Below are 23,980 nucleotides of genomic sequence, written 5' to 3' on the forward strand. Positions count from 1 at the left end.
GTAGGGCGCTGACGACGACAGCCTGGTCACAGTCGCACCGCCTTGCCGCTGCGCACGCTCTCGTCGGCGGCAAGGCAGACGGCGAGCGACCGCACCGCGTCGTCCATGTGTCTGGTGAGATCGATGTCCTCGCGGATTGCCTTGAGGACAAAAGCCTGTTCGAGATCGCAGAGATCCTGATGACCGGGTTCGCCTTCCATCGACAGCATCTCGTCCGGCCTGGCGAATTTGCCGTCCGGCCCGGTCGCGGCGCTGTGCAGACGGATGGTCGAAGTCTTGGTGTGGGCGTCGATATCGTCGGACCTCACGCCCTCCTTCATGACGATCGACACGCAGCCCTTGGGCGACATGACATCCTTCACGAAGAAGGCTGTCTCGGAAATCATCGGACCCCAGCCGGCCTCGTACCAGCCGACCGAGCCGTCATCGAACAGCACCTGCAGATGGCCGTAATTGTACATGGAGGGCGCCACCTCGTCGGTCAGCCGCACGCCCATGCCACGCACCTCGACCGGTTTGGCGTCGGTGATCTGCAGCATGACGTCGAGATAGTGCACGCCGCAATCGACGATCGGCGATGTCGTCCGCATCAACTGCTTGTGCGTCTCCCAGGTATGCCCCGAGGATTGCTGATTGAGGTTCATGCGGAACACGTAAGGACCGCCGAGCTTGCGCGCCTCGGCGATCAGCCTGATCCAGGACGGGTGATGGCGCAGGATGTAGCCGATCACCAGTTTCTTGCCATTGGCCTTGGCTGCGGCGACGACGCGCTTGGCGTCCGCCACCGTCGTTGCCAGCGGCTTTTCGACGAAGACATGGCAGCCGGCCTCGAACGCCTTTACCGCATAATCGGCATGGCTGTCCGAATAGGTGGCGACGCAGGCGACGTCGGGTTTTTCCTCGCGCAGGGCGTCGTCGAATGAGCGCCTGATGCCATAGCCGGACAGCCCTCCAGGCAACGGCACGTCGGAGCGATTGACCAGCGCCGCGATCTGAAAACCCGGATTGGTGTGATAGGCCAGCGCATGGCTGCGGCCCATATTGCCGAGGCCGGCGACGATTACTCGGAGGGGATTTGGGACGCGAAGGGGTGATTCTGAACTCACTTGACGGCTCCGGAAGTAATGCCGCGGATCAGCTGCCGCGAGAAGATGACGTAGAGGATCAGCACCGGCAGGATCGCCAGCGAGAGCGCGGCTAGGAGGGCGTTCCAGTTGGTGACGAATTGGCCGAGGAAAAGCTGGGCGCCGAGCGTCACCGTCTTGGTCTCTTCCGACGGCGCCAGGATCAGCGGGAACCACAGATCGTTCCAGATCGGAATCATGGTGAAGACGGCGACCGTCGCCATCGACGGCCGCACCAGCGGCACCACCAGGCGGAAGAAGATGGTGTATTCGGACAGGCCGTCGATGCGGCCGGCGTTCTTCAGGTCGTCGGAGACCTGCTTCATGAATTCGGACAGGATGAAGACGGCCAGCGGCAGGCCTTGCGCGGTGTAGACCAGGATCAGCGCCGTCAGCGTGTTGACCAGCCCGCTCGCCACCATCAATTGCAGGATGGCGACGGTGGCGAGGCGGATCGGGATCATGATGCCGAGCGCCAGGTAAAGCCCCATCAGCGTGTTGCCGCGAAAGCGGTACTCCGACAGCGCGAAGGCAGCCATGGCGCCGAACAGCAGTACGAAGAACAGCGAGCCGACGGTGACGACGAGACTGTTCTGGAAATAATGGATGAAGTCACCCTGGCCGATCACCGTGGTGTAGCCGATCATGTCGAAGGTTTTCGGCGTCGGCGGCGTCAGCGGCGCGCCGAAGATGCCGGCGCGCGACTTGAACGAATTCATGATGACCAGAACCACCGGGAAAAGCGCGATAGCCGTGTAGGTCAGCAGAATCGCGTGGGCGCCGATGGTGCGCGGGAGTGAACGGGTGGCGATGCTCATCTCTTGCCCCTCAGAACTGGTAGCGACGCAGGCGCGTCTGGATGAGGAAGAGGTAGACGCAGACACCGCCGAGGATGATCAGGAACATGATCGTGGCGATGGTCGCGCCCATGTTGGGGTCGCCGACCTGCAGCTGGAAGCCGAAGAAGGCGCGGTAGAGGAAGGTGCCGAGGATATCGGTCGAATAGTTCGGCCCGGCGAGCGCGCCTTGCGCGGTGTAGATCAGGTCGAAGGCGTTGAAATTGCCGACGAAGGTGAGGATCGAGATGATGCCGATCGAGGGCAGGATCAGCGGCAACTTGATCTTCCAGAACTGCGGCAGGCCGGTGATGCCATCACATTCGGCGGCCTCGATCACCTCTTCGGGGATCGACAGCAGCGCTGCATAGATCAGCATCATCGGGATGCCGATGAACTGCCACACGGAGATCAGGCTGAGCGCGGTCAGCGCGTACTGCTCCTTGCCGAGCCACGGCGTGAACAGGCTCTTCAGGCCGACGAAGTCGAGCAGATGCGGCGCCACGCCCCACAGCGGCGACAGGATCAGCTTCCAGGCGAAGCCGACGATGACGAAGGACAGGATGGTCGGCACGAAGATCGCGGTTCGATAGAAGGCCGAGAACCGGAGCTTCGGGCTGGACAGGAGCGCGGCCAAAAGCACGCCGACCGGGTTTTGCACCAGCATGTGGATGATGAAGAACCAGACGTTGTTGCGCAGCGCGTTCCAGAAATTCACCGACCAGTTCGGGTCGCCGAACAAAGTGCGGAAATTGTCCAGGCCGACGAAGATCTGGGACTGGTCGACGTTGCGGAACAGCGAAAGCTGCAGCGTGCCGGCCAGCGGCAGGATCATGATTGCCGTATAGACCAGCACCGCCGGCGCCAGGAAGACGGCGATATGCCAGCGGAACGGTCTTTTCGGTCGTGTTTGTGCGGCCATGAGTTCGGTCCCCGCCGTCTCTCGGTTCCAGACGATGTGATGCTAGATGATGCCTCGATGCACGACCCAACCTTGCCCGGCGCGGCAAGACAGGGCCTGCGACTGATCAGCTAGCCTTCCCCAACAAGAGCAAGGGTAAGGCCGTGAGGCAGAGCCGACAATCGCAATATGGAACAGGATAATCCGGAACCGGCCGGGCACGCGCCCAGCCGGCTCCGTTGCCTGAGCTCTTACTTGGCCGGCTTATACCAGCTGTCGAGGCCGGTCTGCAGCTTCTTGGCCGCGGCTTCGGGCGTATCGGTGCCGTTGATGACGTTGGCCGATTCAACCCAGGTCTCGTTTTCGAGGTTCGGCGTGCCGCGCGACAGGATCTGGTAGGTCGAGCGGATCGTCGACTTGCACTTGCCGCGCCAGGAGACGAATTCCTGTGCCAGCGGGTCCTGCATCTTCACCGGTGCTGAGTTCAGGCTGAAGAAGCCCGGCAGCGCGTTGGCGTAGATGGTGGCGAAGTCAGGCGAGGCCACCCAGGACAGGAAGGTCTTGGCCGCGTCCGCATGCTTGGAAGCCGCATTCAAGCCCATGCCGATATCGGTATGGTCGGAGATGTAGCAGGTGTCGCCGGCCTTCTCGACCGGCGGCGGGAAGGCGCCCATCTTGAACTGGGCCTGCGTGTTGAACAGGCCGATTTCCCACGAGCCGGCCGGGTAGATGGCGGCGCGGCCGAGCGTGAACAGGTTCTGGCTGTCCGGATAGGTCTGGGCTTCGAAGCCGTCGCCGAGATAAGGCTTCCACTTGGCCAGTTCCTCAAAGGGAGCGACCCAATCCTTGTCGGTCAGCTTCTGATCGCCCTTGATCAGCGCCTTGCGGCCGTCCTCGCCCTTCCAGTAGTTGGGGCCGATGTTCTGGTAGCCCATGGTCGCGGCTTCCCAGAGGTCCTTGGTGCCCATCGCCATCGGGATGTAGGTGCCGTTGGCCTTGATCTTGTCGAGCGCGGCGAAGAACTCGTCGCGGGTCTGCGGCACCTTGATACCGAGCTTGTCGAACGCGTCCTTGTTGTAGATGAAGCCGTGGATGACCGACGCCATCGGCACGCAGAAGCTCGCCTTGCCGTCATCGGTCTGCCAGGCGGACTTGGCGACGGGCGAGAAGTTTTCCATGCCGGGCAGCGCGGAGAGATCGGCAAGGTTGCCCTTCTTGAACAGTTCGAGCGATTTGTCGAACGGGCGGCAGGTAATCAGGTCGCCCGCCGAACCGGCGGCGAGCTTGGCGCCAAGCGCGGCGTCATATTCGGTCGGAGCCGAGGGGGCGAACACCACCTTGATGCCGGGGTTCTTGGCTTCGAAGGCCGGGATCAGCTTGTCCTTCCAGATGGCAAGGTCGTCGCCGCGCCAGCTTTCGATGTTGAGCGTTACGTCCTCGGCGTGAGCCAATCCGGCCGAGCCGAGAATGCTTGTGCCCAGAAGCAGTGCCGTCAGTAGTTTCGTTGTCATGCTCATTCTCCCTGTTGACCTTTTTCAGGTTCGGTTTTGATGAGAACCTAGGCTTTGGAGCCCTTGTTCCCCTCGATCGCGGAAAGGGCTGGCCGCAGCTTATGGCCCGTCCGTTCCAGTATCTTCTGCGCCGCGTCGGCGCTGTCGGCGCCGGCGGCGAGCAGAATGGCGGTCTTGACCGCGCCGCCGCTCTTTTCGAGCAGGCTGGCGGCCTCTTCGTGGCCGCGGCCGCTGACGGCGGCAACGATGCGCGCCGCCCGGTCGCGCAGCTTCATGTTGTCGGCCATGAGGTTGACCATGTAGCCGTCATGGACATGGCCAAGATGAATGGCGGTGAGCGTCGACAACATGTTGAGAGCGATCTTCTGCGCCGTGCCGGCGCCCATGCGGGTGGAGCCGGCGATGACTTCCGGCGGTGTTTCGAGCAGGATGGCGGTGTCGGCCTGCCGGAGCAGAGCCGAGTCCCTGTTGTTGGCGATGCCGATGGTGGCGGCACCCCGGCGCCGCGCATCCTCGATAGCGCGCACCGCATAAGGCGTCGTGCCGCTGGCGGAAAGAGCGATCAGGCAATCGCCCGCGCCGATGCCGGCATTGGCGACCGCGGTCGACGCCTCCTCGGTATCATCCTCGGGCCCGCCGGCCAGTGTCCTGAAGGCTTCGTCGCCGCCGGCCATCAGAATGGCGATGCGGTCGCGCTGGATGCCGAACGTGCCGGGCAGTTCCAGCGCGTCGGCCAGCGCCATCAGGCCGGAGCTGCCGGCCGCGGCATAGGCAAGCTTGCCGCCGCTGCTCAGGCAGCCGGCGATGATCTCGGCTGCCCTGGCGATGGAGGGAATGGCGTTGCGGACGGCCTTCGCGGCCTCGACCTGGGCATCGGCCAGCGAGCCGAGGATCGCTTCGGGAGCCTGGATATCCAGCCCCTCGGCATTCCCATGCAGCGCTTCGGTGCGCGTTTCGGCCATCCCAGTTCCTCCAATCCACAAAACAATACCAAAAAAATACCACTTGTCCACACGCATTAACGAATTCGTGGACAGGAAATCGCTGAGCCGACGAATTGCCCAGTTTTCTCAATCAAGTGCGGCTTAATCTTTTTGAAGCGGAAATTAACCCTTGGCTATTGGTATTTTATTGGTATTATCCGCCCGGAGGAGAAATCGCGTGAAATTCGTGCTCGGCATCGATGGCGGCGGCACCAGCTGCAGGGCCGCACTGGCTACAGCGGAGGGCGTTGTCGTCGGCCGCGCCAAAAGCGGCGCCGCCAATATCCGCACCGACCTCACCGGCGCCCGTTCGAACATCGTCGATGCGGCGCGGCAGGCTTTTATCGCCGCCGGGCAAGATCCCGAGCTCATCCCGCAAACACCGGCCATTCTCGGCCTTGCCGGCGCCAATGTCGGCACCTACCGGCAGCAGCTCGAGGCGATCCTGCCGTTCAGCACCAGCCGCGTCGAGACCGATGCGGAAATCGCGCTCGAAGGCGCGGTCGGTTCGGGTGACGGCGCGATGGCGATTCTTGGCACCGGCACAGCCTATATGGCGCGCAAGGATGGCAAATCTCGTGCCATCGGCGGCTGGGGATTCCAGGTCGGCGACCAGGGCAGCGGCGCCCGCATCGGCCGCGACCTCCTGGAACAGACATTGCTCGCGCATGATGGCGTGCGCCAGGCCTCGCCGCTGACCGACAGCATGATGGCCGTTTTCCGCAACAATCCCGAGGACGTGGTCGAATTCACCACCAACGCCAAACCAGGCGATTTCGGCGGCTTCGCGCCGAAAGTGTTCGAACACGCGCAAAAAGGCGACATCGTCGCCAACTGGATCCTCGACAAGGCGGTCGCCGATGTCGAGGCCTCGCTCGGCGCGCTCGAGCTCGCGGCCGGAGCGCCGCTCTGCCTGCTCGGCGGACTGGCACCGCTCTACGCGCCGCGCCTGTCGGCGCGCTACCGCGCCCTGCTGAAGGAACCGCTCGACGATGCGCTAGGCGGTGCGGTGCAGATGGCGGCGCGTCTGTTCGCCAGGACGGAGGCCGCACGATGAGCGATGCCGCCGACCAGATCTTCGCCGCGCTCAAACAATCCTCGCAAAGCGGTGCGCCGCTTTATCTGCAGCTGCGCAAAAGCATCGAGGACGCCGTCAATCGCGGGCTGATCGGCCCGGGCGACGCGCTGCCTTCCGAGCGCGACATCGCCACCAAGGCCGACATTTCGCGCGTCACCGTGCGCAAGGCGGTGCAGGACCTGGTCAAGGGCGGCATATTGGTGCAGCGGCACGGCTCCGGCACCTTCGTGGCGCCGCGCATGGAACGCGTCGAGCAGTCGCTGTCGCGGCTGACCTCCTTCACCGAGGACATGGCGCGGCGCGGCATGGCGGTGCGCTCGGCCTGGCTCGACCGCGGCCTCTACGCGCCGTCGCCCGACGAGATGATGGTGCTCGGCCTGTCGTCGAACGAGCTGGTGGCGCGCGTGGCGCGCCTGCGCATCGCCAACGACACGCCGCTGGCGATCGAACGCGCCTCGCTCTCGGCCAGCGTGCTGCCCGACCCGGCCGGCATTGGCTCCTCGCTCTACGCGGCACTGGAACTGACCGGCAACCGGCCGGTGCGCGCCGTGCAGCGCATCTCCGCCGCCAATCTCGGCGATGGCGATGCGCGCCTGCTCGAAGTGCCGCCAGGCATTGCCGGCCTGCACATCGAGCGTATTTCTTATCTGGCGAGCGGCAAGGTGATCGAGTTCACCCGCTCCATCTACCGGGGCGACGCCTATGATTTCGTCGCCGAGCTGCGGCTGACAGGGCCAAGCGAAGAGGGCCGACCATGATTGCCAACACCACTCATATGCAGCGCGAGATCGAGGAGATCCCGCAGGCGGTGGCCCGCCTGCTCGACGGCTCGGGAGCGGTGCTGGCCGAAGCCGGGCGCGGCATCAGGGAACGCGACCCGCATTTCGTCGTCACCGTGGCACGTGGCTCGTCCGACCATGCCGCCACCTTCATGAAATATGCCGTCGAGCTGACCGCGGGCCTTGCCGTCGCCTCGGTCGGGCCCTCCATCGCCTCGATCTACGGCCGCAAGCTCCGGCTTGACGGCTCGGCTTGCCTGGCGATCTCGCAATCGGGCAAGAGTCCCGACATCGTCGCCATGGCCGAAACCGCCCGGGCCGGCGGCGCGCTGACCATCGCGGTAACCAACACCGCTGATTCGCCGCTCGCACGGGCCTCGGATTTCGCCATCGACATCCTAGCCGGCCCCGAGCGCAGCGTCGCGGCAACCAAGACCTTCATCAACTCCGCCGTTGCCGGGCTCGCCCTGATGGCGCATTCGACCGGCGACGAAGCGCTTCTCGCGGCACTTGCCCGCCTGCCCGAGCATTTCGGCAAGGCGATCGCTTGCGACTGGATGAGCGTTCTGGCCGAAACGATCGAGAAGCAGAAGTCGCTGTTCATCCTTGGCCGAGGGCCGTCGGCGGCAATGGCCAACGAAGCGGCGCTGAAGTTCAAGGAGACCTGCGGCATGCATGCCGAGGCCTACAGCGCGGCCGAAGTCATGCACGGCCCGCTGGCGCTGATCGGCCCCGACTTTCCGGTGCTGGCGCTGGCCGCACGCGACGCGTCCGAGCCATCCGTCGCCGAAGCCGCCGACAGCCTGGCGGCCAAGGGCGCGCCGGTGTTCGTCACCTCGGCACTCGCCAATCGTGCCACGCGCCTGCCGCATGTCGCCACCGGTCACCCGCTGACCGATCCGCTGACGCTGATCGTCTCCTTCTACATGTTCGTCGAGGCCTTTGCCCGGCATCGCGGCCTCGATCCGGACGCACCACGCAACCTTCGCAAGGTGACGGAGACCGTATGAGCGACCGTTTTGCCCTGACCGGCGCCCGCATCTTCGACGGCGACGACTGGCATGAAGGCGCAGCCCTTGTCGTGCGCGACGGCCTCGTCGAAGCCATGCTGCCGCAAGGCGCCCTTCCCGGGGATCTCCGCGCCATCGATACCGGTGGCGGCATGCTGGTGCCGGGCTTTGTCGATATCCAGGTCAATGGCGGCGGCGGGGTGATGCTCAACGACCATCCCGACGTCGTCTCGATTGAAACCATCTGCCGCGCGCATGCACCGTTCGGCACGACGGCGCTGCTGCCGACGCTGATCACCGACACGCCCGCAATCACCGCCGCTGCGATCGCCGCCGGCGAAGCGGCGGCGCTGCAGAAAGTGCCGGGTTTTCTCGGCCTGCATCTGGAAGGTCCGCATCTGTCGATCGCCCGCAAGGGCGCTCACGATCCGGCGCTGATCCGGCCGATGACGGACGCCGACCAGGCCATGCTGATCGCGGCACGCCAGAAGCTGCCGGTGCTGCTCACCACGATCGCGCCGGAATCCGTCGACGCGGCCCGCGTCAGGGCGTTGGCCAAGGCCGGGATCATCGTCAGCCTCGGCCATTCGGACACGGGCCATGCCACGGCAAAAGCCTTCGCCGAGGCCGGCGCCGGCGTCGTTACCCACCTCTTCAACGCGATGAGCCAGATCGGCAATCGCGAGCCCGGACTGGCGGGCGCGGCCATCGACATCGGTATCTTGTCGGCCGGGCTGATCGCCGACGGCATCCATGTCCATCCGGCCACGATCAGGATCGCGCTCGATGCCAAGCAGGGACCGGGCAGGATCGTGCTGGTCACCGACGCGATGGCGACCATCGGCACCGATATGAGCTCGTTCACGCTCAACGGCCGGACCATCTACCGCAAGGACGGGAGCCTCAGGCTTGCCGACGGCACGCTGGCTGGCGCCGACCTCGACATGATCTCTGCAATCCGGTTCATGCACCGCACCGTTGGGCTCGAGCTGTCCGAAGCCCTGCGCATGGCCTCGCTCTATCCGGCGCAGGCGATCGGCCAGTCGCACCGGCTTGGCCGCTTCGCCAAGGGCACGGCGGCGGACATCGTTGCGCTGTCGGACGATCTTGGCATAGGAAGCGTCTGGATCGGCGGCGACAAGGTGTTCGAGGCTGTCGCTCCCCGCTGAGAGCGAGGCCATGCGGACAATCGATTGTGTCGTCGCCGGAGCAGGCGTCGTCGGGCTGGCCATTGCCAGGGCGCTTGCATTGTCGGGCCGCGAGGTGGTGGTGATCGAAAAGGCCGACGCGATCGGTACGGTCACCAGTTCACGCAATTCGGAAGTCATCCATGCCGGGCTCCATTATGCGCCTGGCAGCCTGAAGGCCCGGCTCTGCGTCGAAGGCCGCCGGCTCCTCTACGCCTACTGCGCCGAACACAATATCGGCCATCGCCGCGCCGGCAAGCTGATCGTCGCCAGCGAGCCCGGCCAGGCGGACAGGTTGCGGGCGATCGAGGCCAATGCGAAGCGCTGCGGGGTCGACGATCTCCAGCTTTTGACGCGCGGCGAGGCCGAGCGCCTGGAACCGGCGCTGACCTGTGCCTCCGCGCTGCTGTCGCCATCGACCGGCATCATAGACAGCCATACGCTGATGTTGTCGCTGCGCGGCGACGCCGAAGCGGCCGGCGCGTCCTTTGCGTTCCTCACTTGCGTTGCCGGAGCGGCGATCGAAGCCGACGCGATCCGGATCGACACGCGCGATGCCAACGGCGAGACCTTCGCCTTGGAGGCCGGCGCTTTCGTCAACGCCACAGGCCTCGACGCGCAGGCGGTGGCCAGCCGGATCGACGGTTTCCCAAGGAGGCTCGTCCCCCGGCAGTGGCTGGCGCGCGGCAATTATTTCGCGCTTCCGGGGCGGTCGCCGTTTTCGCGCCTGATCTATCCGGTTCCGGTCGAAGGCGGCCTCGGCATCCACCTGACGCTCGACCTCGCCGGTAATGCGCGCTTTGGCCCCGACGTCGAATGGATCGACAGCGTGGATTACACGGTCGACCCCGGCCGAAGCGCTGTCTTCCACGAGGCGATCCGCCGCTATTGGCCTGATCTTGCGGGTGACGCGCTGCAGCCGGCCTATGCCGGCATCAGGCCGAAGCTGTCCGGCCCGGGTCAAGCTTCAGCCGATTTCATGATCCAGGGTCCGGCCGATCATGGGGCGAGCCAGATCGTCAATCTGTTCGGCATCGAGAGCCCCGGCCTGACGGCGAGCCTGGCGATCGCCGACCATGTCGTCGAACTCTTGTACCCGACCTGAACCGGCACGTCGCGCCGGGCCGGAGCGGGACATCTGCTTAGCCGACTTTGGTTGAGGCGTAGAGATCCTTGTAGCTGTCGCGAAGCAAGTTCTTCTGCACCTTGCCCATCGTGTTGCGCGGCAGTTCGTCGACGAAGATCACCCGTTTGGGGTGCTTGTACTTCGCCATACGGCCGGTGATGGCGTCGAGGATTTCGGCCGCGGTGATCCGCGACGCGGGCGAGCGCACGACGACAGCGGTGACGCCTTCGCCGAAGTCCGGATGGGCAAGGCCAATGACGGCGCTTTCCAGGACGCCGTCGAGCGCGTCGATCTCGCTTTCGAGCTCCTTCGGATAGACGTTGTAACCGCCTGAGATAATCAGGTCCTTGCCGCGACCGACGATGTGGACATAGCCGTCGGCATCGATCATGCCGAGATCACCGGTGATGAAGAAGCCGTCGGCGCGGAATTCCGCCTTGGTCTTTTCCGGCATGCGCCAGTAGCCGCCGAACACGTTGGGACCCTTGACCTCGATCATGCCGACCTCGCCCTGGCCAAGAGGCTTGCCGGAATCGGGATCGGCAATGCGCAGCGATACGCCAGGCAAGGGGAAGCCGACCGTGCCGGCGCGCCGCTCGCCCTCATAGGGGTTGGAAGTGTTCATGTTGGTCTCGGTCATGCCATAGCGCTCGAGGATGGCGTGGCCGGTACGCTCGCTCCAGGCCTTGTGCGTTTCGGCCAGCAGCGGCGCGGAACCGGATACGAACAGGCGGATGTTTTTCGCCGCCTCGCGATCCAGCCCTTCCTGCTGCAGCAGCCTGGTGTAGAAGGTCGGTACGCCCATCAGTGCGGTGGCGCGCGGCAGCAGCGAGACGATGCGGCCCGCGTCGAATTTCTGCTCGAACAGCATCGAGGCGCCGGCCATCAAGACGACGTTGGTGGCGACGAACAGGCCGTGCGTGTGGAAGATCGGCAGCGCGTGGATCAGCACGTCGTCCCTGGTAAAGCGCCATTGCTCGACCAGCACCCGCGCGTTCGAGGCGAGGTTCTCGTGGCTGAGCATGGCGCCTTTCGAGCGGCCGGTCGTTCCCGACGTGTAGAGGATCGCCGCAAGGTCGTCGCCGCCGCGCTCGACATCGTGGAAATCGGAGGACTGGCGCGATGCCTGGTCCGCAAGGGATCCCCGGCCATTGCGGTCGAGCGTGACCACCACGGCACCGGACGGGTCGACCATCCCACGGATATCCGCCGACCGTGCCGGATCGCAGACGATGACCCGGGGTGCCGCATCGTGGAAGAAATAGCCGAGCTCGGCCAGCGTGTAGGCGGTGTTGAGCGGCAGGAAGACAGCACCGGCGCGCACACAGGCGAGATAGAGCAAAACCATCTCCGGGCTCTTCTCCACCTGCACGGCGACCCGGTCGCCGGGCGCGACGTCCATTTGCAGGAGCGCATGCGCGAACTGCGCCGACCGCGCCAGCATGTCGCCATAGGTGAGCGAGCGTCCATCATCGGTTTCCATCAACAGATGCCCAGGCGCTGGCATCCGGGACCGGAACGCATCGAACAGATGATTGCTCATGAAATCTTCCTGGGTGACGGCAATTGGGGGTGACGGCAATGTCGACGCCGGCTGTGGGTCGGCACGCGGGGAAGCGTTCGCGTTTCCCGGCCCGGCCGTCAAGCCGCAGACGGCTGCCGGCGCCTGCCGAAGAGATTCGTCAGCAGAGCGCGCCGATCAAACAGCCGTCAACGGTGGGCGCGCTGGCTCGGACCGGCGGCGACCCGTGGTGTCTCGCCTTGCTTGAAGCGTTCCATGCACATGGCGGCGGTCAGCTGGTAGTGATCGATCAGGGCCTGGACGGCGCCATCCGCGTTTCCGTCCAGCGCATTTTCAGCAATCAGCCGGTGTTCGGCGAAATCGTCGCGCTGGATGCTCTCGCCGTCATTGGCCATCTGGCGATAGCGGTAGGCGTGATCGGACAGCTGGTCGCAGAAGCCCACCAGCCAGTGCGACCGGCAGGCCGAGATCAGCACCCGATGGAAAGTGCGATGCAATTTCTCCCAGTCCGGATTGAGCGACGAGGTACTTTGCGGCGAAAGCCGTGAGGCGCGCCCCAGGCGATGCAGCGCCAGCACCAATTGTTCTTCCCATTCGGCGGTGCGGTGGGCGATCGATTCGCGCAGCGCCCGCTCCTCAAGCCAGCAGCGGGTGCGCGTCAGCTCCTCGAGTTCGGCCGCACTGACCGGCATGATGAAGAAGCCGCGCTGGTCATGGCGGCCGAGGAGACCTTCGGAGGCAAGGCGATTGAGAGCTTCGCGAACCGGAGAGGCACCGGCGCCATATTTGGAAACGACCCACTCGACGCGCAGCTTGCTTTCGGCTTCCAGAGCGCCGCCGAGAAGATCATCACGCAATTGATGATAGACCGTGCTGGCAAGCGTACTCTTGGCGCCCGTGCCGTCGTCGTTCAGATTGGCAGCTCCATATGTCAAAGCGACTCCTTGTCCCCAACTGTCGTCTTGGGCAATTCGAGTCAGAAATTCCCCTCTGTACATGTACCATACAGCGCCACGCTTCCGCCGCTCAAGCAGAAGATCGCGCTATTGTACTTTAGAACAAAGAAATATACCCAATCGGCGCGCCGATCGCGGGAATTCGAATATCTCTACAACCAGCAGAACCTTAAAGCGTTTTGTATGCACGCATGGCCATCTGTTTCTTGTGTCCCCATGCGAGCATCTTTTCTGCCGCGCGCAAAGACAGTCGCGGTTTGGTCGAATCAGGCCCTCTGCACGGATTGATTCGGCCCGGACGCTGAGGGGCCACTCTCGGCACCACGTTCTTGGCCTACCGAAATGGAAAACCGGTCGATCGGCTGCGTTAGCCGGCGGCCTCGTCGGCCGCGGTCCTGATCGCCTCGATATTGGCGCGGTACGCTTCGACGCCGCCGCCCCTGAAGATGGCGGCACCGGCCACCAGCACGTCGGCGCCGGCAGATGTGACCAGCGGCGCGGTTTCCGGCGAGACGCCGCCGTCGATCTCGATGCGGATCGGCCGGTCGCCGATCAATGCCTTGACCCTTTTCACCTTGTCGACCATCGCCGGGATGAAGGCCTGCCCGCCGAAGCCCGGATTGACGGTCATGATCAGGATCAGGTCGAGCCGGTCGAGCACATATTCGACGGCGCTTTCCGGCGTCGCCGGATTGAGTGAGACACCGGCCTTCTTACCGAGATTCCTGATGGTCTGCAGCGAGCGGTCGAGATGCGGTCCGGCCTCGGCATGCACCGTCATGCCGTCGCAGCCGGCCTCGGCGAAGGCGGCGAGGTAGGGGTCGGCGGGCGCGATCATCAGGTGGCAGTCGAAAAAGGCCTGGGTGCGGTTGCGGATCGCCTTGATGACAGGCGGGCCGAAGGTGATGTTCGGCACGAAGTGCCCGTCCATCACGTCGAGATGGATCCAGTCGGCACCGGCCGCCGCCACCGCCTCGACCTCGTCACCGAGCTTCGAGAAATCCGATGCCAGCACCGACGGTGCGATCAAGGTTTTTTTGCTCATCTCGCGGCCTTTCCGGGCGCCCTTTCCATACGGACGCCCCGAACCGACTGCCTAAAGCGCTCCCGGCGACTTGTCGAGGGCGCAAGTACAGCGGTTCAACAGGGAGGGTAACGTCGCGGCGCTCGCCGATCCTGTTGCCGTCAATCACCGCCTGACCTGGTCACAAAGAAAAACCCGCCGGATTGCTCCGGCGGGTGGTTCTCGTTTGGCGTCGCGCGGATGGTTACTGCTGCTGGAGTTTCAGGACCCTGTTTGGAACCGGATCCAGTTGCTGGTCGATCTGCTGCCTGCGCCGCGGCAGCAATTGCAGCAGCTGACCCGGATCGATTTCCAGCGACGGCTGTCCGCGTATCGGCCTGCAGTTCGGGTACCGCCCGATCGTACCCTCCGGGCAGTGTCGCCTGAAGATCGGCTGGCACTGGCCGTTGACCATCTGCGAGCCCGGCGCGCATTCGCTCTCTTGCCTGGGCTTGCGGCATGCGCCGTCGATCACCTCGGTCCCACGCGGACAGACGCATTCGCCGCGCTTGTTGTGGACCTGGCCGCGTATGTCGCACTGCTGCATGTCAGGCTGCTTGCGCCGGCAGGCATTGCCTTGCACCTCCGTACCCCTCGGGCAGACGCAATTGCCATCGGAGTCATGGACCTGGCCACGGATGCTGCACTGCTCGGGCTTCGGCCTGATCGGGCGACAGGCGCCGTCGCGTACCTCGGTGCCTTGCGGGCAGACGCAGTCCCCGTCCGCATTGTGGACCTGGCCACGGATGCTGCACTGCTCGGGCTTCGGCCTGATCGGGCGGCAGGCGCCGTTGCGCACCTCGGTGCCTTGCGGGCAGACACAGTCGCCGTCGGCATTGCGGAACTGGCCAGGGATGCGGCACTGCTGTGGTTTTGGCCGGGTCTGACGGCAGGCGCCGTCCCGCACCTCGGTGCCGCGCGGGCAGACACAGTCGCCGTCGGCGTCGTGGACCTGACCACGGATGGTGCACTGCTCGGGCTTGTCGGTCCTGACGCATTTTCCGTTCTCCAGCTCCGTGCCGCGCGGGCAGACGCAACGTCCGTCCTCGGTGCGGATCTGGCCTTCGAGCAGCACGCAGCGCGGCGGCGGTGGCAACGGCAGAACATTGGTGCCGCCGCCCGTGCACTGGCCGTTGCGGAAGGTGGTGCCTTCCGGGCAGGCGCAGCGGCCGGCGTCGTTCATGACAAAGCCCGGCGAGCATTCATTCTTCACCTCATGCGTGATGATGAACGGATGGCACGCATAGGCCTTGCCGCGATCGCCCTCGACGTTGGTTGCATCCTTGGACAGGACGTCGGCGCCGCCCTGTACCCGTGTGTCGGGAGAGAGCACGCCAACGCAGTTCTGGCCATTGACGTTGCCCTGCAGATTGGCAAGACGCCCGTCGTCGGGGATGACCACTGTCACACGGTGCGACTGGCTTTCGCCGGCGCCGAGGGTCAGGTTGGCGATGCAGGAGGCCGGCAAGGTCGTCGGTTCCGGCGAGCAGCCGAAGGGCGGGTCGATCGAGGTGATCGCAACGCCTTCCAGTCGGCCAAGCCCCTCCACCCCGATCGCATCACCGATGCGGACCGGACCCGAGAAGGGGCTCGTCCCGTCATTTGTGACGGTGATGTCGAACGAACAGGGCCGGCCGAGCCTGCATTCGCGGTCGCCGGTCTTCTCGACACGGATGGTCGAGGAGCCGCCGCCCTTGGCGCAGGCCTGGCCGATCGGATAGACGACGTCGTCGCCCTGCGCCGGGCCATAGGAGCCCCGTGCGCAGTTCTCGAACTCGCCATTGGCCGAAACCGTCACATCGAAGTGCCTGGAGGTTCCGGGCGTCATGACGGCGCCGGGAATCTGGCACGACAGAGTGTTGGCCGGGACCGGTCCGCACGCCCATTCCGCACCGTCAGGGGTGACGGTCTGGATCTGCACGGGCGCTCCGCCCGACACCAGCGTGGCGGCATCGTTGACCCGCACCGGACCGGTGGGGGCAGCCGTGCCGACGCTGCTGACGGTGATGCGGCAGGAAACCAGCGCCGCACCAGCCAGCGAGCCGTTGCACACCTTGGTGATGCGCAATGTCGGCTGGCCGCCATTGGGGTGGCGGATGCGTTCCTTGGCGCAGGCCCTGTTGTTGGTGAGATCGACCTCACCGGGGACGGCCCTCACTTCGGCGCAGTTCTCGACCATGTCCGACCGATAGCTGGCCGGCACCACCGCCTTGACGAAGATCGGCGTCGAAGCGCCCGCAGGCAGCGAGATGCCGGCATGGTCGCAGCGGAACTGGCCGGGGCCGTTCGGGCCGCAGGTCCAGGGCGGGCTCGGTCCGAAGGTCGAGGACGTCGGCGCGCCGCTTGGGTAATTGTCGATCACCGTCAGCGGTCCGTTATAGGTCGATGTGCCGTTGTTGATGATGTCGATGATGAAGGTGCAGACGCCATCGGCGGTGCAGACTTCGGTGCGGGCACGCTTCTTGAGGATCAGGTCCACCTTCTTCTCGACCGGCGGCTGGCAATCCGGGTTGCGGTCGCCGCGGCGGCAGATCGGGATCGACGCGCAGCCCCGGTCATTGGCCTGGCTGCCGAAAAGCGGCTTGCCGCTGGCGCCGTAATTATAGGTGGCGCAGTTGCGCAGCACGCTACCTTGCCAGCCTCCGGCCGGCCTGAAGCCGAGCTTGAGGTCGACAAAGGCCCCCGGATTGAGCGTGGTCACCGGGTAGGTGCACGTCATGGGGGTGGTTCCCGGCGCGCAGACCCAGGGCGGATTGGGCCCTGAACTCAGCGTCGAGCCGGCCGGCAGCGTCACCTCGTCGAGCACGATCTTGCCGTTGTAGGGCCCCGTGCCGACATTGGTGACCCGGATGGTGAAGTCGCAGCCGCCGGCCATGGTACAGCGTGTGACGTCGGCATGCTTTTCAACCTTGAGGTCCGGTTCCTTGTCCCTAGGTGGGCACCTCTGGTCACGCGGGATGACGATGTCGATGGTTTGCGTGCAGCACAGGCCCCAGCCCTCCTTCGGTCCGGCATAGGTCTCGATGCCGGTGACGATGAGGTGGATGACGTCGCCGGGTGACGCGCCGACGATCTTCCAGTTGAGCACCCCGCCGCCCGCCGGCACCTTCTGGGTGTCGGGGATGATGGTGATGCCTGATGAGGTCGTCGACACCTGCGCCCACTTGCCGCCCATCTCCGGGCCGACAGGCATGTGATAGATGAAGGCACCACCGCCGGGCACGCAGTCGACCGTGCCGCGCTCGACCTTGAAGCACTCATGGTCGGTTGGGGGCGGAGGTTGCTTGTCGCATTTGGTGAGGTCGATCCGGATCGAGGTCTTTTCGCCGGTCGCGATGTTGCCATCGTCCGGCTTGCCCGGATCCTGCGAGGGGATGATGGTTCCCGTGCCAATGCCGCCGGTGACCTTGATCAGGCCCTGATTGTCGACATTGGCCGGCGCTGGAAACGCGGCGTGGTCGATCTTGGCCGTGATGCGGAAGGTGATGACGCGTTCGTTCAGTGCCCCCGAGCCATCGAGATCGCTGGCGGACATCCGGAAATCGGAAACCGTTGCCGTATCGTTGGGTCCGGCCGAATTGCTGATGGCGGCGGCAGGCAAAGGCCCACCCGACGCATCGGTGCCGTCGCCGGAGACCGTCACGTTGACGATGGAAAGACCGTGCGGAAGCTGGTCCTTGAACTCGAGCTGGGCTTTCTTCAGCGCCGCCTCGAGGCCCGGATCGGCAAAGCCCTGCGGATTGCCGCGCAGGCCGAAGGTCAAGGTGTAGAAGACATAGTCGCAGCTGCGCTGGCCGCCGGTCTTGGTGAAGAACGGCACGACACGTCCGGGCTCCGGATTGATGATGCGCGGATTGTCGAGCTGCAACGGCTGCACATCTGGGCTGGTGACAGCCTGGACGGTCTGGGAGGCGGATGCCGGCAGTGCGGGCGCAAGGGCGACCGCGATACCGGCCGCCATCAACCAGCGCGCACCGCGCCTGGCATATGACAGGGGGTTCATGATCGTCTCCATGACGGTTTTTTGCGTTTGGGTCGCGAGCGGGGATGGGGCAAGACTGTTCATCTTCGCCTCCTCAACGTTCGCAGCTGACGGCTGGGGTCCGGAGCGGCAAGGTCATCTTGCAGCAAGGATAGTAGCCACCCTTGTCCTTGTCGGACTTCCTGTAGAAGCAAAGTCCAACATCCACTCTGTCGCCCGGATAGTGGCCGGTGATGTCGATCGTGTACGGCTTGCCCGGCGCATGCGACATGGGTGAGGTCACCCCGACGCCTGGCGTCCTGGACTGGGCCTTGATCGAATCGCCGCCGAAGCCGGCATGGTCATGGAGATAGAGATCGGCCTCGAGGCCATGCGGCGTGCAGAAATACCGCACGTCCTCGACATCGAGACACGGAGGCAGATTGCCGGGCGGTGGGAAGTCCGGCGGGTAGAAGGGGGGCTCATAGCCGCCCGGTATTTCCTCATAATAGCCAGCACGGCCTTCGCAAGGGTGCCAGACGGCGACGTCGCCGACATGGCCTTCCACTTCAGGATCCTCGAAATAGCCGTCGAAATCGACGAACCAGGAGCCGAAGGGCGGCACGTTGGCCGGTTTGACGAGGTCCTTGGGCGTGATCTGCACGCCATGGACGGCAAGCGGCCCGCCGGCAGCGAGCTTTTCGGCGAGCTCGGGGTTGTCGCGCAATTTGTCGCCGGTGTTGACCAAGGTCTGGGTGCAGACCGAGGTGTCGAGATTGCCGTCGGCGTCGTAGCCGTATTGCAGGTCGAGGCCGCCGGCCGACTGCCTGTTGCCTTGCGGGAAGCCGACCGCATATTCCTGCGGCGCTTCCACCCAGATCGATTCCGTCGAGGGATCGTCGGGGTTTTCCCTGAAGTAGCGGATGACCTCGCCCTTGCCGGAATCGGCGAAGCGGCTGTAGTCGTAGCGGTTTTCGGTCGGGCCGCGTTGCGCAAGGTACATGAAGCCGCTGTTGTCGAAGGCAATGTCGGTGACGGCGTAGTCCTTGTCGGCCTTGACCGTCAGTTCCCAACGCGGATCGCCGGCGAAGGTGCCGTCGCGGGCAATGCCCACCGACCAGATTTCAGACTTTTCGCCGACCGAATAGTAGAGCCGGCCGCCATGATAGGAGACGGCCCAGACGCGGCGCTCGTCCTGGGTGTAGCCCCAGGTCTCGGCGTCTTCGGTGTCGAAGGCGGCGCCCTGTATGTCCATCACCGCGCCATCGTCGGCGACGGGAGCCAGCCCATGCGCCGGTCGCCCTGCGACGCCATGGTCGAAGGTGTCGATCGGTCCGCCGTCGGCGTCGATGCGATGGATCAGGCCGGTGTCGAGGTCGGAGGCGAAGAACTGGCGATGGACGGGATCGAAGGTGAGGTTGCCGATGCCGGGACCGCTGTTGGTCTCGATGTCGGCGAATTTGGCGACCTGGCCGGTGATGCCGTCGATCTTCCAGATGGTACCTGGTCCGCCGCCGTTTTCGGTGCCGAACTGGCCCTCCATGAAAGTGGCGCCCGCCGTGCCGCGGCGCTGCCGCTCCGGCCTGCCGTCCTTGTCGGCGTCCGGGGTGACGATCTCGACGCCATGCAGCGAGCTGGCGGCGGCATAGAGGTTGGGAATGCCCGATGGCACACCGTCGCGCACGCCGTCATCATAGGCGAGGCCGAACACCTCGCCGATCTGGCCTGATGTCACCTCGAAAGGCGGCGGCGTGAAGACGAGCTGGCCGGAGGCCGGGCCGCCCAGGTGCGAAACATCGAACACGCGCAAGCTGGCGCGCGAAGTGTCGATGAAGGTCTCGTCGACCGGATCGACGCCGGGCGGCAGGCCCTCGTCGAAATTCGGGATGATGGTGCCGGGAAAGCCGGTGACCGCCATCGAGCCGGGATAAATGATCTGGGTTTCCTGCGCCTGGGCGGCGCCTCCAAGCCACAGGCTGGCGGCAAGTGCCAGCACCAGCAAGCCGCTGCCTGCATGCGCAGCTCGTCGCAAGCCGCCGGCAAAATGGAGAGAAGACACAAACGTGCCGTGGACGCGAGACATGAAGCTACCCCCGTTAGCCACGGGAGAAACACCCGGCATCGCCGCGCAAATCAGGGCAAGGCGCGGTGGTCCGGCACGTTCTTCCCTGATCGAATTGTCTGCTTTCCTCATAGTCACGATACGCCTGCTCCTGCGCAGGGTCAACGGAATCAGCGGAAAGCCCAGCGCATCGACCCCCTCCCGAAGGCGGTGGTCGCGCCGAGCTCCTGTTGGTCCCGGAGACCATGGAGTCTCTGGGTTGCTGGTCATGGGGGCTTCCTTTCCGGGGCCGCACCATGCGGCACCTGGACATCAGTCGCGGGCGGAGGTGGAAAGGTTCATGGAAGCCTTGCGCAGAATGCTTGCGCGCGATGCCGCCTGTTCTTATATACGCGCCAAGCCGTGCGGCGCCGGAGGACCGGTGGCCGGACGGGATTTCTTGTGAACAGGGGCTTTCGTCGGAACGCCTTACCGGGTCCTGAGAGCCTGCTTAGCGGAGAGACTAGAAAAATGGCAAAAGTAATCGGTATCGATCTCGGCACCACCAACTCCTGTATCGCCATCATGGATGGCAAGGAGCCGAAGGTAATCGAGAATGCGGAAGGCGCGCGCACGACGCCTTCCATCGTCGCCATCTCGGGCGACGGCGAACGTCTCGTCGGCCAGCCGGCCAAGCGCCAGGCGGTCACCAATCCTGAAAACACCATCTTCGCGGTCAAGCGCCTGATCGGCCGCCGCTATGACGATCCGGTGACGGAGAAGGACAAGAAGCTCGTCCCCTACAAGATCGTCAAGGGCGACAATGGCGATGCCTGGGTCGAGGCCGGCGGCAAGAAGCAGTCGCCCTCGCAGATCTCGGCCATGATCCTGCAGAAGATGAAGGAAACGGCGGAGGCCTATCTCGGCGAGAAGGTCGAGAAGGCGGTCATCACCGTTCCGGCCTATTTCAACGACGCCCAGCGCCAGGCGACCAAGGACGCCGGCAAGATCGCCGGCCTCGAAGTGCTGCGCATCATCAACGAGCCGACCGCGGCAGCACTTGCCTACGGCCTCGACAAGAAGGAAGGCAAGACCATTGCCGTCTATGACCTTGGCGGCGGCACGTTCGACATTTCGGTGCTCGAGATCGGCGACGGCGTGTTCGAGGTGAAGTCGACCAATGGCGACACCTTCCTCGGCGGCGAGGATTTCGACATGCGCCTGGTCGAGTATCTGGCGGCCGAGTTCAAGAAGGAACAGGGCATAGACCTGAAGAACGACAAGCTCGCCCTGCAGCGCCTCAAGGAGGCGGCAGAGAAGGCCAAGATCGAGCTGTCGTCGACGACACAGACCGAAATCAACCTGCCCTTCATCACGGCCGACGCGACCGGACCGAAGCACCTGACGCTGAAGCTGACGCGCGCCAAGTTCGAAAGCCTGGTCGAGGATCTCGTCCAGCGCACCATCGAGCCGTGCAAGGCGGCGCTCAAGGACGCCGGCCTGAAGGCCGCTGAGATCGACGAAGTGGTCCTGGTCGGCGGCATGACCCGCATGCCCAAGATCCAGGAGATCGTGAAGCAGTTCTTCGGCAAGGAGCCGCACAAGGGCGTCAACCCGGATGAGGTCGTCGCACTCGGCGCCGCCATCCAGGCCGGCGTGCTGCAGGGCGACGTCAAGGACGTGCTGCTGCTCGACGTGACGCCGCTGTCGCTCGGCATCGAGACGCTGGGCGGCGTGTTCACGCGACTGATCGAACGCAACACGACGATCCCGACCAAGAAGAGCCAGGTGTTCTCGACGGCCGAGGATTCGCAGTCGGCCGTGACCATCCGCGTCTTCCAGGGCGAGCGTGAAATGGCCGCCGACAACAAGGCGCTCGGCCAGTTCGATCTGGTCGGCATTCCGCCGGCGCCGCGTGGCGTGCCGCAGATCGAAGTCACCTTCGACATCGACGCCAACGGCATTGTCAACGTCTCGGCCAAGGACAAGGGCACCGGCAAGGAGCACCAGATCCGCATCCAGGCGTCGGGTGGTCTTTCGGACGCCGACATCGAGAAGATGGTCAAGGACGCCGAGGCCAACGCCGACACCGACAAGAAGCGTCGCGCCGTGGTCGAGGCCCGCAACCAGGCCGAAGCCCTGGTGCATTCGTCGGAGAAGTCGCTGAAGGAATATGGCGACAAGGTCTCCGAGGCCGAGCGCACCGCTATATCCGATGCGATCGCGGCGCTGAAGACCGCTGCCGAGGGCGACGATCCGGCCGACATCGAGGCCAAGAGCCAGGTGCTTGCCGAAGCCTCCATGAAGCTTGGCCAGGCCATGTACGAGGCCTCGCAGAAGGAAGCGGCGGAAGCCGATGCCAAGGCGGATGCCGCCAAGAACTCCGATGTGGTCGACGCCGATTTCGAGGAAATCGACGAGGACGACGACAAGAAGAAGTCGGCCTGAACGGTCTGACGGCAAGATAATGCGAAAAGCCCGGCGCAAGGCCGGGCTTTTTTGCAACCCTCGCTGAAAAAAATGCGAGCGCTGCCGAAAAAATCACTGAAAACCACGGACAAGTTCGCGCCGGCCCTAGCATACGGGCAGCACCGCTCCTAAATCGAACAACGTGCCGGCAAACGACGCACACCATGCATCAAGACGTTGATCCGGAACTGCGGGAAAAAATGAAAGCTGATTTCTACGAAACGCTGGGCGTGCAAAAGGGCGCCGACGACAAGGAGCTCAAGAGCGCTTTTCGCAAGCTCGCCATGCAGTTCCATCCCGACCGCAATCCCGGCGATCATTCCTGCGAGCACAAATTCAAGGAAATCAATGAAGCCTACGAGACGCTGAAGGACCCGCAGAAGCGCGCCGCCTATGACCGTTTCGGCCACGCCGCCTTCGAGCAGGGCGGCATGAATGGCGCGCAGGGCTTTGGTGCGGGCGGCTTTGCCGATATCTTCGAGGATATTTTCGGCGACATGATGGGTGGCCGCCAGCGCCGCTCTTCCGGTGGCCGCGAGCGCGGCGCCGACCTGCGCTACAACATGGAAATCTCGCTGGAGGAAGCCTTCGCGGGCAAGACCGCGCAGATTCGCGTGCCGGCTTCGATATCCTGCACGGAATGCTCGGGCAGCGGCGCGAAGCCCGGCACCCAGCCGGTCACCTGCTCGATGTGCAACGGCCACGGCAAGGTGCGCGCCACGCAAGGGTTTTTCTCGATCGAGCGGACCTGCCCGCAATGCCAGGGGCGCGGCCAGACGATCAAGGATCCGTGCCCGAAATGCGCCGGCCAAGGCCGCGTCACCGAGGAACGCTCGCTGTCGGTCAACATCCCGGCCGGCATCGAGGACGGCACCCGCATCCGCCTGGCCAATGAGGGCGAGGCCGGGCTGCGCGGCGGGCCGTCGGGCGACCTCTATATCTTCCTGGCCGTCAAGCCGCACGAATTCTTTCAGCGCGACGGCGCCGATCTCTATTGCAAGGTGCCGATCTCGATGACGACGGCGGCCCTTGGCGGGTCGTTCGAGGTGACGACGCTCGACGGCACACAGACCAAGGTGAAGGTGACCGAAGGCACGCAGAACGGACGCCAGTTCCGCCTCAAGGGCAAGGGCATGCCGGTGTTGCGCCAGCCCAATGTCGGCGACCTCTACATCCAGACCGCGGTCGAGACGCCGCAGAACCTGTCGCGCCGCCAGCGCGAATTGCTGGAGGAGTTCGAACAACTGTCCTCGCAGGACAATTCGCCCCAATCGAGCGGCTTTTTCGCCCGCATGAAGGACTTTTTCGAATCTTTCGGCGAGCGTTGAGACGCGACCAGAGCTATCTTATCCACGACACAGGCAGGGCAGCGCCTTGCCTTGCGTCATCCAGGTGTTAAGTAGCTTCCAAGGGGAGCGCTGAGGAGAGCTTGC

The 23,980-nt window shown here is 64.6% G+C and carries 17 protein-coding genes; 7 read left to right on the forward strand and 10 right to left on the reverse strand.

Annotated features, from left to right (window positions below):
- Positions 1 to 26: 26 nt before the first annotated feature.
- The 5 genes from FJ492_RS25790 to FJ492_RS25810 form a co-directional block, all read right to left on the reverse strand.
- Positions 27 to 1,106 carry a Gfo/Idh/MocA family oxidoreductase gene (locus FJ492_RS25790; RefSeq protein WP_281408179.1) on the reverse strand — a complete coding sequence of 360 codons (1,080 nt, stop codon included), beginning with the start codon at positions 1,104 to 1,106 and terminating at the stop codon, positions 27 to 29.
- On the reverse strand, positions 1,103 to 1,942 hold the full coding sequence (locus FJ492_RS25795) for a carbohydrate ABC transporter permease (protein WP_140772954.1): 840 nt from the start codon (positions 1,940 to 1,942) through the stop codon (positions 1,103 to 1,105). The genes FJ492_RS25790 and FJ492_RS25795 overlap by 4 nt, the downstream gene beginning before the upstream one ends.
- Before the next feature lie 10 nt (positions 1,943 to 1,952).
- Complete coding sequence (locus tag FJ492_RS25800; protein WP_140772956.1) at positions 1,953 to 2,882, reverse strand: sugar ABC transporter permease; 930 nt, start codon at positions 2,880 to 2,882, stop codon at positions 1,953 to 1,955.
- Between the two features lie 230 nt (positions 2,883 to 3,112).
- A complete protein-coding gene (locus tag FJ492_RS25805) occupies positions 3,113 to 4,372 on the reverse strand; it encodes an ABC transporter substrate-binding protein (protein ID WP_140772958.1) in 1,260 nt (419 codons plus the stop codon).
- A 47-nt stretch (positions 4,373 to 4,419) separates the two neighbouring features.
- Entirely contained in the window at positions 4,420 to 5,334 is a 915-nt protein-coding gene (locus tag FJ492_RS25810) for an N-acetylmuramic acid 6-phosphate etherase (RefSeq protein WP_140506937.1), read from the reverse strand.
- Between the two features lie 199 nt (positions 5,335 to 5,533).
- Between FJ492_RS25810 and FJ492_RS25815 the strand changes: the two genes are divergently transcribed.
- From FJ492_RS25815 to FJ492_RS25835, 5 genes are read left to right on the forward strand one after another with little or no spacing between them, the layout of a single operon-like run.
- Positions 5,534 to 6,412 (forward strand): N-acetylglucosamine kinase, encoded by an 879-nt coding sequence (locus FJ492_RS25815; protein ID WP_140772960.1) that lies wholly within the window; start codon positions 5,534 to 5,536, stop codon positions 6,410 to 6,412.
- Positions 6,409 to 7,191, forward strand: a complete 783-nt coding sequence (locus FJ492_RS25820) for a GntR family transcriptional regulator (protein ID WP_027142499.1) — start codon at positions 6,409 to 6,411, stop codon at positions 7,189 to 7,191. The genes FJ492_RS25815 and FJ492_RS25820 overlap by 4 nt, the downstream gene beginning before the upstream one ends.
- The gene (locus FJ492_RS25825; RefSeq protein WP_140772962.1) at positions 7,188 to 8,222 is read left to right on the forward strand and encodes an SIS domain-containing protein; all 1,035 of its coding nucleotides are present in this window, start codon (positions 7,188 to 7,190) and stop codon (positions 8,220 to 8,222) included. The genes FJ492_RS25820 and FJ492_RS25825 overlap by 4 nt, the downstream gene beginning before the upstream one ends.
- On the forward strand, positions 8,219 to 9,391 hold the full coding sequence (gene nagA / locus FJ492_RS25830; RefSeq protein ID WP_140772964.1) for an N-acetylglucosamine-6-phosphate deacetylase: 1,173 nt from the start codon (positions 8,219 to 8,221) through the stop codon (positions 9,389 to 9,391). Before FJ492_RS25825 ends, nagA begins: the two co-directional genes overlap by 4 nt.
- 10 nt (positions 9,392 to 9,401) lie before the next feature.
- Complete coding sequence (locus FJ492_RS25835; protein ID WP_140772966.1) at positions 9,402 to 10,514, forward strand: NAD(P)/FAD-dependent oxidoreductase; 1,113 nt, start codon at positions 9,402 to 9,404, stop codon at positions 10,512 to 10,514.
- 37 nt (positions 10,515 to 10,551) lie between these two features.
- Here FJ492_RS25835 and FJ492_RS25840 read toward each other — a convergent pair whose 3' ends face one another.
- The 5 genes from FJ492_RS25840 to FJ492_RS25860 all read right to left on the reverse strand — a co-directional run bounded on the left by FJ492_RS25840 (position 10,552) and on the right by FJ492_RS25860 (position 20,120).
- Entirely contained in the window at positions 10,552 to 12,078 is a 1,527-nt protein-coding gene (locus FJ492_RS25840) for a malonyl-CoA synthase (protein ID WP_140506945.1), read from the reverse strand.
- 167 nt (positions 12,079 to 12,245) lie between these two features.
- Entirely contained in the window at positions 12,246 to 12,992 is a 747-nt protein-coding gene (locus tag FJ492_RS25845) for a GntR family transcriptional regulator (protein WP_140772968.1), read from the reverse strand.
- Between the two features lie 388 nt (positions 12,993 to 13,380).
- Positions 13,381 to 14,058, reverse strand: a complete 678-nt coding sequence (gene rpe / locus FJ492_RS25850) for a ribulose-phosphate 3-epimerase (RefSeq protein WP_140772970.1) — start codon at positions 14,056 to 14,058, stop codon at positions 13,381 to 13,383.
- A gap of 223 nt (positions 14,059 to 14,281) precedes the next feature.
- On the reverse strand, positions 14,282 to 18,142 hold the full coding sequence (locus tag FJ492_RS25855; RefSeq protein WP_140772972.1) for a DUF11 domain-containing protein: 3,861 nt from the start codon (positions 18,140 to 18,142) through the stop codon (positions 14,282 to 14,284).
- Between the two features lie 10 nt (positions 18,143 to 18,152).
- Positions 18,153 to 20,120: a hypothetical protein gene (locus FJ492_RS25860; protein ID WP_140772974.1), complete on the reverse strand. Its 1,968-nt coding sequence runs from the start codon at positions 20,118 to 20,120 to the stop codon at positions 18,153 to 18,155.
- Positions 20,121 to 20,609: 489 nt separating this feature from the next.
- On the opposite strand from FJ492_RS25860, the gene dnaK reads away from it, so the two are divergent.
- Both dnaK and dnaJ read left to right on the forward strand, forming a co-directional pair.
- Complete coding sequence (gene dnaK, locus FJ492_RS25865; RefSeq protein ID WP_140772976.1) at positions 20,610 to 22,526, forward strand: molecular chaperone DnaK; 1,917 nt, start codon at positions 20,610 to 20,612, stop codon at positions 22,524 to 22,526.
- A gap of 221 nt (positions 22,527 to 22,747) precedes the next feature.
- On the forward strand, positions 22,748 to 23,875 hold the full coding sequence (gene dnaJ / locus FJ492_RS25870) for a molecular chaperone DnaJ (RefSeq protein WP_140715790.1): 1,128 nt from the start codon (positions 22,748 to 22,750) through the stop codon (positions 23,873 to 23,875).
- The last annotated feature ends 105 nt before the right edge of the window (positions 23,876 to 23,980 follow it).

It is taken from the genome of Mesorhizobium sp. B2-5-4 (assembly GCF_006441095.1).
In the GTDB taxonomy this organism is placed as follows: Bacteria; Pseudomonadota; Alphaproteobacteria; order Rhizobiales; family Rhizobiaceae; genus Mesorhizobium; species Mesorhizobium salmacidum.